At 41.9% G+C, this 12,638-nt stretch carries 11 protein-coding genes and 1 tRNA gene; 4 read left to right on the top strand and 8 right to left on the bottom strand.

The annotated features are described in order from the left end of the window. Nucleotides 1-107: 107 nt before the first annotated feature. The 5 genes from PSE7429_RS16680 to PSE7429_RS16660 form a co-directional block, all read right to left on the bottom strand. Nucleotides 108-194: transfer RNA gene (locus PSE7429_RS16680), tRNA-Ser, on the bottom strand. A 167-nt stretch (nucleotides 195-361) separates the two neighbouring features. Further along, nucleotides 362-1,330, bottom strand: a complete 969-nt coding sequence (locus PSE7429_RS16675) for a GDP-L-fucose synthase family protein (protein ID WP_009628451.1) — start codon at nucleotides 1,328-1,330, stop codon at nucleotides 362-364. Between the two features lie 68 nt (nucleotides 1,331-1,398). Further along, nucleotides 1,399-2,469, bottom strand: a complete 1,071-nt coding sequence (gmd, locus tag PSE7429_RS16670) for a GDP-mannose 4,6-dehydratase (RefSeq protein WP_009628450.1) — start codon at nucleotides 2,467-2,469, stop codon at nucleotides 1,399-1,401. Between the two features lie 78 nt (nucleotides 2,470-2,547). After that, on the bottom strand, nucleotides 2,548-4,269 hold the full coding sequence (locus PSE7429_RS16665) for an EAL domain-containing response regulator (RefSeq protein ID WP_009628449.1): 1,722 nt from the start codon (nucleotides 4,267-4,269) through the stop codon (nucleotides 2,548-2,550). Nucleotides 4,270-4,289: 20 nt separating this feature from the next. Continuing rightward, complete coding sequence (locus tag PSE7429_RS16660; RefSeq protein ID WP_009628448.1) at nucleotides 4,290-7,127, bottom strand: sensor histidine kinase; 2,838 nt, start codon at nucleotides 7,125-7,127, stop codon at nucleotides 4,290-4,292. A 226-nt stretch (nucleotides 7,128-7,353) separates the two neighbouring features. Between PSE7429_RS16660 and PSE7429_RS16655 the strand changes: the two genes are divergently transcribed. Beyond that, on the top strand, nucleotides 7,354-7,548 hold the full coding sequence (locus PSE7429_RS16655) for a heavy-metal-associated domain-containing protein (RefSeq protein WP_009628447.1): 195 nt from the start codon (nucleotides 7,354-7,356) through the stop codon (nucleotides 7,546-7,548). Between the two features lie 213 nt (nucleotides 7,549-7,761). Here the strand turns inward: PSE7429_RS16655 and moaC are convergent, their stop codons facing one another. Then, nucleotides 7,762-8,274 (bottom strand): cyclic pyranopterin monophosphate synthase MoaC, encoded by a 513-nt coding sequence (gene moaC, locus PSE7429_RS16650; RefSeq protein WP_009628446.1) that lies wholly within the window; start codon nucleotides 8,272-8,274, stop codon nucleotides 7,762-7,764. Between the two features lie 232 nt (nucleotides 8,275-8,506). On the opposite strand from moaC, the gene tsaE reads away from it, so the two are divergent. Then, a complete protein-coding gene (gene tsaE / locus PSE7429_RS16645) occupies nucleotides 8,507-9,106 on the top strand; it encodes a tRNA (adenosine(37)-N6)-threonylcarbamoyltransferase complex ATPase subunit type 1 TsaE (protein WP_009628445.1) in 600 nt (199 codons plus the stop codon). A 6-nt stretch (nucleotides 9,107-9,112) separates the two neighbouring features. On the opposite strand, the gene tatA is transcribed toward tsaE, so the two are convergent. Continuing rightward, nucleotides 9,113-9,337, bottom strand: a complete 225-nt coding sequence (tatA, locus tag PSE7429_RS16640; protein ID WP_233424375.1) for a twin-arginine translocase TatA/TatE family subunit — start codon at nucleotides 9,335-9,337, stop codon at nucleotides 9,113-9,115. Between the two features lie 53 nt (nucleotides 9,338-9,390). On the opposite strand from tatA, the gene PSE7429_RS16635 reads away from it, so the two are divergent. Both PSE7429_RS16635 and cbiB read left to right on the top strand, forming a co-directional pair. Then, the gene (locus PSE7429_RS16635; protein WP_009628443.1) at nucleotides 9,391-9,912 is read left to right on the top strand and encodes a hypothetical protein; all 522 of its coding nucleotides are present in this window, start codon (nucleotides 9,391-9,393) and stop codon (nucleotides 9,910-9,912) included. A 165-nt stretch (nucleotides 9,913-10,077) separates the two neighbouring features. Further along, nucleotides 10,078-11,124 (top strand): adenosylcobinamide-phosphate synthase CbiB, encoded by a 1,047-nt coding sequence (cbiB, locus tag PSE7429_RS16630; RefSeq protein WP_009628442.1) that lies wholly within the window; start codon nucleotides 10,078-10,080, stop codon nucleotides 11,122-11,124. 70 nt (nucleotides 11,125-11,194) lie between these two features. Here the strand turns inward: cbiB and PSE7429_RS16625 are convergent, their stop codons facing one another. Then, complete coding sequence (locus tag PSE7429_RS16625) at nucleotides 11,195-12,328, bottom strand: tetratricopeptide repeat protein (protein WP_009628441.1); 1,134 nt, start codon at nucleotides 12,326-12,328, stop codon at nucleotides 11,195-11,197. Nucleotides 12,329-12,638: the final 310 nt, after the last annotated feature.

The raw sequence follows: 12,638 nt of genomic DNA, 5'->3' as shown, positions 1-12,638 counted from the left end.
TCTTTGGTTTTTAATTATTGCGAACTACTTATAAATGACTCTCTAAAAGCCCAGAAGAGGTTAGCGGACGCTAACCTCTTCTGGGCTTTTAGAAACTTATTTTTTGACGGAGAGAGAGGGATTCGAACCCTCGTTAAAGTTACCCCTAAACAGCATTTCCAGTGCTGCGCCTTCAACCACTCGGCCATCTCTCCTCGCTTAGCTTCACAATAACCAGTACAAAATGTTTGATTAACTTTGCAAAAGTTGTTTGTTTCGCTGTGCGGATTCTAATCATACCAAAGCTTGGTACATATGCAAGCTTTACAATCCATAAAATCAAAAATTTTTTTGTTGATTTGGCGATCGCCCCACAGAATGCTCAAGCAGCCTGTTGTCGATACCAAGCGATCGTCCTATGCAATCCTTCCTGAAAATTCACAGCGGCACTAAATCCAAAGGCTGTTTTTGCTCTTTCGACATCAAGACAGCGGCGGGGCTGACCATTGGGCTTATCAGTTTCCCAAAGGATTTCCCCTTCATATCCCATTAATTCACAAATTAGATGGATTAGATCCTTAATAGATATTTCTAAACCCGTACCAATATTGACAGGTTCTGAATCGTTATAATTTGCCGATGCCATCACGATCGCTCGCGCCGCATCGTCGGAATAAATGAATTCTCTTGTTGGTGAGCCATCCCCCCATACTAGAATCTGGCGATCGCCTTTTTGCTGAGCTTCATAAACTTTCCGAATTAGGGCTGGGATTACATGGGAACTGCGAGGATCGAAATTATCTTCAGGTCCATATAGATTAACGGGTAAAAGGTAAATGCCATTAAATCCATATTGCTGGCGATAGGACTGCAATTGTACCAGCAAGGCTTTTTTGGCTATGCCATAGGGCGCATTGGTATATTCAGGATAGCCATTCCAGAGATCGTTCTCTTTAAAAGGTACAGGTGTGTGGTTGGGATAGGCGCAAATTGTGCCCACACAAACAAATTTTTTCACCATTGCTTGATAAGCCGCATGAATTAACTGCACACCCATCATGAGATTGTCATAAAAAAGTTCGGCGGGTTTTTCACGGTTTAGCCCAATACCACCGACATGGGCAGCAAGATGAACGATCAAATCCTGATCCTGCACTACTTTTTCACAATTAGCCAGCGATCGCAAATCAAGCTCATGAGATCGCGGCACAGTGATCAAATCTGGATTAGCTCCTGCATCGATTAATTGGGCAATGACCCGCTTACCTAGAAAACCAGCACCACCAGTAACTAAAATCTTTTGATTTTTGAATCGATCTTTAAAATGAAAGTTTGATTGATTTTCTAGCATGAAAAATTTTTGACTAATTTGACTAAAGTACAAATAGATCAAAAGCCCTAATTCATAGGGCTTTTGATCTACCAATTTGAAGGCTGTCCAGCATTCCGCAATGTCGCCACATCTTGAGAATGAGTACCTTTAGGATTAGGCAAATTCAAAGCCTCAAGATCAGCATCAACCATTAACTCCACCAAGTCTTTAAAGGTGACTTTGGGTTCCCAACCAAGCTGCTGTTTCGCTTTACTGGAATCGCCCAGTAACAAATCAACTTCGGCGGGACGGAAATATCGCGGATCAATTTCTACATAATCTTCCCACTTGAGATTGACATAGGTAAAAGCTGCTTCCAGAAATTCCCGTACTGAATGGGTTTCGCCTGTGGATATTACGTAATCGTCAGGTTTTTCTTGCTGCAACATTAGCCACATCGCCTCAACATAGTCCTTGGCGTAGCCCCAATCTCGTTTAGAATCCAGATTTCCCAAGTACAGTTTTTTTTGCTGCCCTGCCACTATGCGGGCGATCGCCCTTGTGATCTTGCGGGTCACAAAAGTCTCACCTCGACGGGGCGACTCATGGTTAAACAAAATGCCATTGCAAGCAAATAAGCCATAGGACTCGCGGTAATTCACGGTTTGCCAATGGGCATATACCTTAGCGCAGGCATAGGGGCTGCGCGGATAGAAGGGGGTAGCCTCATTTTGCGGTACGGCTTGAACTAACCCATACATCTCTGAAGATCCAGCTTGATAAAAACGGATCTGGCGATCATTGCGTTGATGGTAATCGCGGAGAGCCTCTAGTAAGCGCAAGGTTCCCATACCGACGGTGTCCACGGTATATTCTGGAGAGTCAAAACTTACACGCACATGGGACTGAGCGCCCAGATTAAATACTTCATGGGGACGAATTGATTCGAGAATCCGCCCCAGACCAGTCCCATCTGTCAGATCGCCATAGTGCAAAAATAGCTTCGTGTCTGGTAGATGGGGATCTTGATACATATGATCTAAGCGATCGGTATTGATCGTGGAGGATCGCCGTATGATTCCATGCACCTCATACCCTTTTGCTAATAATAGCTCTGATAAATAGGAGCCATCTTGTCCCGTAATGCCAGTAATTAAAGCGCGTTTAGATTTACTCATTAAAAATGGTTAACGTAATCAATAAAAGTTTATGGCAATATGTAGGTAAAGTGATTGGGCTACGTCACTTTGCCTATACTAAAGGCATTTTCCTTCGATTAACATTTTTTCAAATTCTGCCGCAGGCAAGGGTGGACTAAAGAAATATCCTTGGATGCGATCGCAGCCATATTGCCTTAGTAATTGAATTTGTTCTGCGGTTTCGACTCCTTCCGCTACTACCTGCAAAGACAAACTATGGGCTAGCTCTATAATGGCAAGGGAAATCGTCGCATCATGGCGATCGGTGGTGATATCTTGAATGAAGCAATGATCGATTTTGAGCGTATTTACGGGAAAATGCTTGAGATAACTTAAGGATGAATAGCCCGTCCCAAAGTCATCGATCGCGATCTTTACACCCATCGCCTGCAAATGCGATAGCACCTGAATGGTCAGTTCCGCATTTTGCATGATAATGCTTTCGGTCAGTTCGAGTTCTAAATGCTCTGGATTCGTTCCCGTTTCCTGCAAGATTTTACCGATGGTTTCAATCAAATTGTTTTCTGGTCGAAAATGTTGCCCCGATAGATTGACAGCCATATATCCATAATTAAGCCCATCCTCCCGCCACGATCGCATTTGTTCGCAAACAGAGTAGAGGACTACTTCAGTTAATCTGAGAATCAGCCCTGTTTGTTCGGCAACGGGAATAAATTTATTGGGCATAATGATGCCTAAATCGGGATGTTGCCACCGAGCTAAAGCCTCTGCTCCGACAATTTTTCCTGATGTAAGATCGATTAGGGGCTGATAAAAGACGCGAAATTCACTCCGATCCATCGCACGATGTAGGCTATTGGCTAGAGCCATATATTCTGAAGATTGAACGTTCAGATCGGGACTATAGAGCTTATAACTATTCCTACTATGATTTTTGGCATAGTACATTGCCAATTCCGCATTTTTGATTAATCCTTCTACCTCTTGATGATCTTCAGGGAAGAGAGTAATTCCAATACTGCTAGTGATAAATACCTCATGCCCATACAGGTTGTAAGGACGACTTAGGAGATCTAATATTTTTTGCGTCTCTTGCTTAATGCTGTTTTGATCTGCAATATCAGAAATGATCATGGCAAACTCATCTCCCTGAATCCTTGCCACCATGTCACAGGGGGCCGTATAGCGCCTTAAACGTTCGGCGATCGCCTTAAATAATTGATCGCCAATATCAGTTCCCAACGTATTGTTAATGATATTGAAATTATCCATGTCCAGAAACAGGACAGCTAAGGACTTGTGGTTGATTTTGGCATGGAGGATGGCTTGGGCTAAGGACTCATAGAATAGGATCCGATTGGGAAGTTGGGTCAAACCATCATGGTGGGATAGGTACTCAAACCTTGCACCAGCAGCTTTAATCTCATCGTAGTAATGTTCTCTCACAGAGTTGTACTTCTGTAACCGCGAAGCGATCGCCCCCAGCAAATCCGCCGATGTAAAGGGCTTAGTTAAGTAGTCATCAGCCCCTAGTTGCATCGCTTGACGCATATCAGTCTTTTCCGTCATCGCGGTCAAAAAGATGAAGGGAATCATAGATGTCTTTGATTCTTGGCGCAGCGCAGTGAGTGTACCATAGCCATCTAGTTCTGGCATGGCAATATCACAAATAATCAAATTCGGCACATAGGTCTTTGCCATTTGCACGCCCACGACTCCATTCTCGGCTCCTAACACATCAAAACCTTCGTAGGATAGAGTCTCCATGATCTCTTCCCTTAAAGCTTCTACATCCTCGATGACTAGAATCGTTGTCATAATTTCACTTATTCCTTTACTTATTCCTTTAGGGAAATAGGTAGTTTTACTTTTACAGTTGTCCCCTCATTCTCAACACTGCTAAGTTGAATTGTCCCACCAAGTATATCAACTGAATTCTTAATAATTGCCATTCCTAAGCCAGTTCCCACAATCATACCAACATTATGAGCTCGATAAAAATGTTCAAAAACCTTCGCTTGATCTGGAATAGGAATACCAATCCCTCGATCTTGAAACTCTAATAAAAGTTTGGGTGGATGTTCCTTAGTTTGTGAAATTGTAAAATTGATATCACTATTATTAGGAGAATATTTAATCGCATTTGATAATAAATTAGCGATAATTTGTCTTAAAAACTTAGGATCAATTGTTAATCTTGATGGCAAATTAATATTATTAAATCTAACTTGATGCCGCCCATTACCAATTAACTTGGCTTGTTCGATTATTTCCTGACAGAAATCTTCGAGATTAATTTCTTCTGGGTGTAATTCAAACTTACCAGATTCCGTTTTACCGATGATTAGCACCTCTTCAAGCAGATTAGTCATCCCTTTAACTTCCCGCTGAATTTTATCAATGCGTTCTAATTTTTTGTCCTCAGACATTTTATGCCCATAATTTCGTAATAAATCACTGGCAGTTTGGATAGTAGCTAAGGGCGTACGAAATTCATGGGAGGCTCTGGAAATAAATTGGGATTTGAGTTCATTTAATTCTTTTTCTTTGAGTAAAGCCCTTTCCAATTGGCTCAGACTTTGCTCTAGTTGTTGAGTGCGATCGGCAACTTGACGCTCTAGATTTTTATTGAGATCCTGCACCCGCTCAAATAATTTGACTTGCTGGATCGCGATCGCCACATGGTTAGCGAGCTGTTTGAACAGATCGATTTCAAATTCTTCCCAATCGCGGGGAGCAAAACATTGATGGGCGATTAATAATCCCCAAAGTATACCCCCAAAGGAAATCGCCACTACAATATTTGCCTTTACTTGAAAACATTGTAAAAGCTCTTTATAGGAGGGATTTAAATTGGCACTATCGACATTATTAATACTGGAGATAACTTGATTTTGATATTGCTGGATATAGTCTTGATTAAAGTTGGAGTCATTAATCGTTTGTCCGAGAATCGATAATACTGAATCATTCACCGCTTCTACGACAAATTGACCGCTCCCATCCTCTTGAAACTGATAAACAACTACGCGATCGATACGTAATAGAGACTGAGCCTCTTTAACGGTGATAGCCAGAATTTGCTCTAAATTTAACTCACATTGAATTTTGAAGAGGATTGCATTTAATAAGCGTTCCCTTTCGCTTTGATAGCGTAGCTGTGTCTCAACTTTTTTGCGCTCAGTGATATCGTAGTAACTACTCAAATACATACGCTTACCTTTGTATGCCATGAGTCTTGTCGAAACTAAAACATCTTTGAATGTGCCATCACGGTGACGGATACGAGTTTCGACAGTCATCACCTGTCCTGTTTCTTGCAGATGCTGCAATCGTTGTAAAGCCTTGTCATGTTCTTGGCGATCAGGATATAGGAAGTTGGTAAAATCACGGCTGGCATTTGCCTCAGCAGCAGTATATCCAGTCAAATTTTCCATTCCATCATTAAAGATAGAGAAATAACCTGAATCATCACTAAAGGTAATTCCTTCCTTAATTGATGTCAGTACAGTTCTTAAGCGTTCTTCACTTTCCAGCAATCTTTGGGTCGATTTCACCTGCTCCGTAATGTCGGTTTGAATGCCAATATAGTTGGTCAGTTCGCCGCGATCGTTAAATACTGGGGCAATGTATAGATCGTTCCAGAACGGCGTGCCATTTTTTCGATAATTAAGCAGAACAGCATGGCATTCTCGTTGTTCTTGAATTGCTTGGTGCAAATCCAAAATGCCGATTTGTTGGCGATCGCCCCCTTGCAAAAATCGACAGTTACGACCAATTACCTCCGCAGCACTATAGCCAGTAATTCTCTCAAAGCTGGGATTAACGTAAATCGTTGGGTTTTCGGGCTTTGTGGCATCGGTAATGACTATCCCATTGGAACTAGCCGCGATCGCTCGTTCGCGCAATTGCAACGAACTCTCTACCCGTTTGCGCTCCGAGACATCGCGTAAGGAGGCAACTACATAAACCATGCGATCTTCATCGATTGTTTCCGACACGCGCATCTCCGCCGAGGTGGTCGTACCCCGATTGAGGATGTCGATATTGGTGCTTTCTCCCGTTACTACTGGCAAGCCAAAGACTTCACCTACAATATCTTCGGCTTGACAACCAAATAAATTTTCGGCAGCCTGATTGACATAGCACACAATACCTTGGCTATCAACAACGACAAAAGCATCTGATATGGCGTTGACGAGATGACTAAATTTTTGATGATTGGGCTGTCCAACTTGAGATTTAGATATGGATAAATTGCTAATATCTTGGCAAGTACCTACGATTTGGGGCAATTGATTGTTATCAATTACCAAGGAAAGCGAAATTGACACCAGATGATTGGCGATCGCGTCAATTTCCACCTCATACACCACCTTTTTCCGAGATTGTAGGCATTGATGGATATTTACATATAACTGCCGTACAAAATTTTGAGGTAGGCAATCATGGGGCTGCAAACCAATGAGATTTGAGGGCTTTTCTGGACTAAGTTCGCCCCACACAAGCTGGACAAAAGCAAGATTGGCGATCGCAAATCGAAGTATGAATTTTGAATCGTTAATTTGGTCGTTAATTTGGTTATTAATTTGGTCGTTAATACTTAACCCGTAAAGGGGTGACTCTATCGTCAAGGCAAAAACACCGCATTGAATATGATCTAGGATATTCTGCATAACAACCAAATCATCTACCAAATATTTCCATTCTAAATATTGCCGTACTTAAATATTGCAATACATTGCAATACTTAAGTACGGCAGTATAAGTAAGTGGGCTTAATTAAATATAAAACCCTAAAACCTGCGGCGCAAGCGCAGCGTGCGCCGCAGGTTTTAGATCGGAATTTTAATTATGCTGAACCACTTAATAATCTTATTTTTTCGACATATTGCTTAATCTATGACTTTAAAACTCTCAGTGCCTTCCATCGGTTGCGCTAGTTGTATCGAAACAATTACCAAAGCGATCCAATCTGTCGATACCTCAGCAATAGTTACAGGCGATCCCGCTAGTAAATCGTTAGATATCGACAGTCAATTATCTGAAGTTAAAATCCGCGAACTAATTGCGATCGCGGGGCATAAAGCTGCTTAAAGGTAGCTAACCAAGAATTAGACGTTGCGGCGCGAAGCGCCGCAACGTCTAATTCTTCACTGGGAAGGGAGTAGCCACTTGGTGCGGGTGGCTTACAGCGCTTCGCGTTCAAACCCAAACCAAGTAAATTTTTGAAAGCGTTGCGAAGCAACGCTTTCAAAAATTTACTTGTGGTTCGTTTGATCGATAATTGTTGTAGGACTTGTTTCAAGACTAAAGATCGCAATATTCCCCTTTAGGGGCATTAAAGTCCCCCGATTTGCCGCCACTCTTATGTATTAACCTCGCATTTGAGATGATCATGGTCTTTTCAAGCGACTTTGCCATATCGTACAGGGTTAGAGCAGCGATCGTCGCAGCGGTCAAAGCTTCCATTTCCACGCCAGTTTCGCCCTTAGTTTTGACCTCCGCCTCAATCTGATAACCAGGAATATTTTCATCTAGCATAATCCTGACGTCCACACTGGTGAGATTTAGAGGGTGGCACATGGGAATTAAGTTTGCCGTTTGCTTTGCTGCCATAATCCCTGCTAGTTTTGCCGTGCCTAGTACATCTCCTTTTTGGACATTGCCTGCTTGGATTGCATCTAAGGTCGTTGTTTTCATAGATATCTCGCAAACTGCGATCGCTCGTCTCACTGTTTGCGTTTTGTGCGTCACATCCACCATCTGAGCATTACCACTTCGATCAAGATGAGTGAGCGGCTGAAGAATATCCGTATCCATAAAAACTTTGCTGAAATTAGCTCAATAATATAAAAACAAAACATAGGATAAATTGACACCTACTAACTAGTTACTAAGTAAGTGGGCTTAATTAAATATAAAACCCTAAAACCTGCGGCGCACACTGCGCTTGCGCCGCAGGTTTTAGATCGGGAATTTAATTATGCTGAGGTACTTATCAATTAATTAGCGCTGGCAATCATCACCTACGTACAAAAGTCTACCCGAATATATGACTGAGACTTTAAAGATCGATCTTTATGCAGATAACCTTGGAAAAACCCAAGCGATCGCGACCCAACTTGCCCAACTTGTCACAGCAGGAACAATTATGTTGCTAGATGGCAATCTGGGCAGTGGTAAAACTACCTTCATGCAAGCCTTTGGTCTAGCGCTTGGTATTAGCAATACAATCACTAGCCCCACTTTTACCCTAATTGACGAATATACAGAAGGTCGTTTGCCGCTCTATCACATCGATCTTTATCGCTTAGAGTCACCTCAAATACCGAGTCTTCATCTAGAAGAATATTGGCGGGGTAATGATTTTCCCCTTGGGGTCGTCGCGATCGAATGGGCAAGTAAATTACCAAACATTCCCCGCCAACATCTCAGGATAAATCTCTCAGTTCCAACGCGATCGCAATCTAATACAAATATCTTTGAAAATCCTGAAACCTTTAACCTAGAGCTTGATGAAGGCGATCTAGACGATCTAGAGGACGATTTACCTAAAGACCGTCACATTGAATTAACAGCAATAGGTGCAGATCATATTGAAATTCTCAGAAAATTCAAACATCAATTCAAACATCAATTCAAATATCAATAACGAATATCAAACCTGATCGCCTGCTTTGTCTTTAACAGAGTCTGCCTTACCAGATGCGTCCGATTCGCCATTACCCTTAACTTCATCTTGAAAACCTCTTAAAGCTTGTCCGACACTGCGACCAATTTCGGGGATGCGTTTCGCCCCAAAAATTGCGACCCCAACAAGCGAAATTACAATTACCTCAGGCCAGCCAATTCCAAACATTTCCTTAAATCTCCACAAATGCATCTGCTATTCTTTTATTCTCTACGCAAATGACAAATAAGCGCACTTAAAAACTAATGGAATCAACCATTACTTGGACACTTGGCAGTACCGATCCCGATGCTGAAGCCAACCTTGCCCTAATTGCCCAATGGTGGACAGACCTTGCGGGGCAGGAAATTATTTGGCAACAACGCCCTTTAACTGAAAATAGCGATCGCTCAGCGATCGACTGGAGCAAACAATCGCTTGACGAAACTTTTGCCATTCAGACCCCAAGCTTTCGTGGTATCACCCTCTATTGGTTTAAACCCAATAGCCCAGACGAACGCAATATCTCCGTTGGCTATCTCCAACTCGATCGGATTAATCAACGTCTAGATATTTTGCCTTCATCAGGTAGAAACTATCAGATCCGTATCACACTCCCGAAAATCGTTTACCAAAAGATCCAAGTCACCGATCCCCAATTTGGCAGCCTGATTCAACCCAATGGTGATGCAGTCTTGCTTTTTCGCGACGAGAAGCAACGTTTAGAGATTCAAATTGATTTAAGTGCCATCAATGTCGATGTACTCAAACAAAAACTATCATCCTAAAAATCAAAATCGAACCTTTTTTTATTCCTGATAAGATTGCTATATTAGGAATGGCTCCAGCTATAGCTTATAGCCTATTGAGGAATCAAGTATAGGATGAGTGGCGGCGCGAAGCGCCGCCACTCATCCTATGTTCCATCTTTAACCAAAATCTTGACTTTGATAATGGCGATCGCAAGCAATTTACACCTTAATTATCTAAATGTAAATCTAAATGTAAATATACTAGTTTTAGTTTTAGCAGCGAGTCTCGACTATCTCCTCGGTGATCCTGTGAATTGGCTCCATCCAGTCCAAGTTATCGGATGGGCGATCGCCCAATTTACTAATGGGGTAATGATGGAAGATCCCCAGAGTAATCAACGAATCCCCCTTTTTACTCCATTAGTCATGAAATTCTTGGGTGCGATTTTGGCGATTAGTATAATTTGGGGAAGTGGAATTGCGATCTGGTTAACGGCGATCGCTCTTTCACAAGTACAGCCGCTGTTGGCGATCGCTTTTTCAAGTATTTTGTTAGCTGCTTGTTTTGCGGGACGCAGCCTTCGAGATGCTGCCGAGTCAGTATTAGCAGTTCTGCAAATAGACAATCTGGATATGGCAAGACAGGAACTGAGTCGCTATGTCGGACGTGATACTAATAATCTTTCGGAAGGAGAGATATTACGGGCAGTTCTAGAAACGGTGACTGAAAATGCGATCGATGCGGTTACAGCACCATTATTCTATGCTTTGCTGGGTTCAATGCTATTTGACTATGGTGGAGTTACCTTAGCGATCGCTTACAAGGCTGCTAGTACCCTTGACTCGATGGTAGGCTACCGAGAATCTCCCTATACCGATCTCGGCTGGTTTAGTGCCAAAACCGATGATGTTTTGACATGGCTTCCCTGTCGCTTAACAGTGCTCACCCTAGCCTTACTCTCCCGAAAGCCCGTTTATGTTTGGCAGATCTGTCAACGCGATGCTAACCAAGATCCTAGCCCCAATTCAGGCTGGAGCGAATGTGTATATGCTGCAATTTTACAAGTACAGCTAGGCGGCGCAAACTACTATCGGGGCATTCTAAAACAGAAACCTCTATTGGGAGAGCCCATCGAGCCGATCTCCCCATCTAAGATTGCACAGGCTCTGAAATTAACAAGGATATGTTTTTTACTGTGGGTTAGCGCCTTTATATCGATTATGGCGATCTCGATCTCTAAGTACTAACCGAAAGACCTGTAGCGCACGCTGCGCGTGCGCTACAGGTCTTTCGGGCTTTATATTTGCGCCTAGCTATTTACTTAATCATTTGGCGACACTCATCTCCAGAGATGGATTTAGCACTACCATCACTTAAAATTTTGACACAGGTAATATCTGTTTTAGGTGCAAAAAATGAATAGGCAATAACTATTGATAGCAATATTAAAGACAAGGGAATTAACACATTGAAAGATTGCCATTTGGGACGCAGTCTTTTATTGATACTTGCCAACTTCTTTTGCACTGACAAAATGCTTGGATGTTGAGAATCAAATGAGCGCTTATAAATTTTGATAGCTTTTTTATAAAGGTTCCTGACATCTTTATAGCGCTTTTGAGAATAGTAAATTGCCGCTAGATCGACTAAGTTACCCGCAATTTCGGGATTATCAGCACCGAGCAATTTCTCCTTAATAGCTAGAGCTTCTAAGAATATCAATCCTGCTTTTACATAAAGGGCTTGAGTATTATAAATAGCGGCTAGATCGAGCATTAATGATGCAACATCAGGATGTTCGGGATTTAATATTTTCTTGCGAATATTAATCGCTTGCAAGAGTAGTTTTTCGGTTTTTTGAAACAGGTTTTGCGAATAGTTAACCACTGCTAGATCTATTAAACAATTCGCCACATAAGGATGTAATTCGCCATGTAATTGTTGATTAATAATTAAGATTTGTTCAAGATATTGTTCTGCTTCATTATATTTGCCAGACTTACGCTCTTTTTCGGCTAAATTATGCAAACAATCTAGAAAAATATTTATTTTGCCATTGGCGTAAGGAGAAAAAGGTTCAATGCGATAAACAGCACTGGTATTGCTACTAAAATCAATCTCATCCCCCTGCATTAATACCCATGAATCGCGAAGTTCCCCATTAATAATTAAACCATTTGTACTTTTTCCTTTCTCTGGAGTTCCATCGGTAAGCCGAAATATTTGTAATATTGGTTCGGATACATAGATTCCCGTTAATGTCGCATGTTCTCGCGATACGGAATGCGATCGCAGGACGATCTCATTTTCTGGCGATCTTCCCAGTACATAACTTTTGCTATCAAGTAAAATTCGCTGCTGTCCTTCGGGATCTTGCAGAATTAAGTAATGCTCGAGTTGACTGCCGTCAACTACAGTTGCGTCTTGGGGATTAATGGAGCCATGAGTCATAGGAGGAGGGGAAATTGCTAGTTAGGAATAGCGTAATAGTCAAAAAAATTCAGATACTTGAAAGTTATGACATAGTTTAAAACTAACCTACCTCCATCAAACTTGCAAGAAGCACTTATACAATCCTAAAACCTGCGGCGCACGCACAGCGTGCGCCGCAGGTTTTGGCTCTGGATTTTACTTGTGCTGAGGTACTTAAGCAAAAATTGCTAGGCTAGTTATTCTTTTATACCAAAGCTCAAAATGGCGTAGCCATTTTGAGCTTTGAGAACCCTTACTGGGGTTGGTTTTTAATCACAAAAGTGTTGTC

Source organism: Pseudanabaena biceps PCC 7429 (genome assembly GCF_000332215.1).
Lineage (GTDB): Bacteria > Cyanobacteriota > Cyanobacteriia > Pseudanabaenales > Pseudanabaenaceae > Pseudanabaena > Pseudanabaena biceps.
This window is presented reverse-complemented; position numbering and strand designations above follow the sequence as displayed.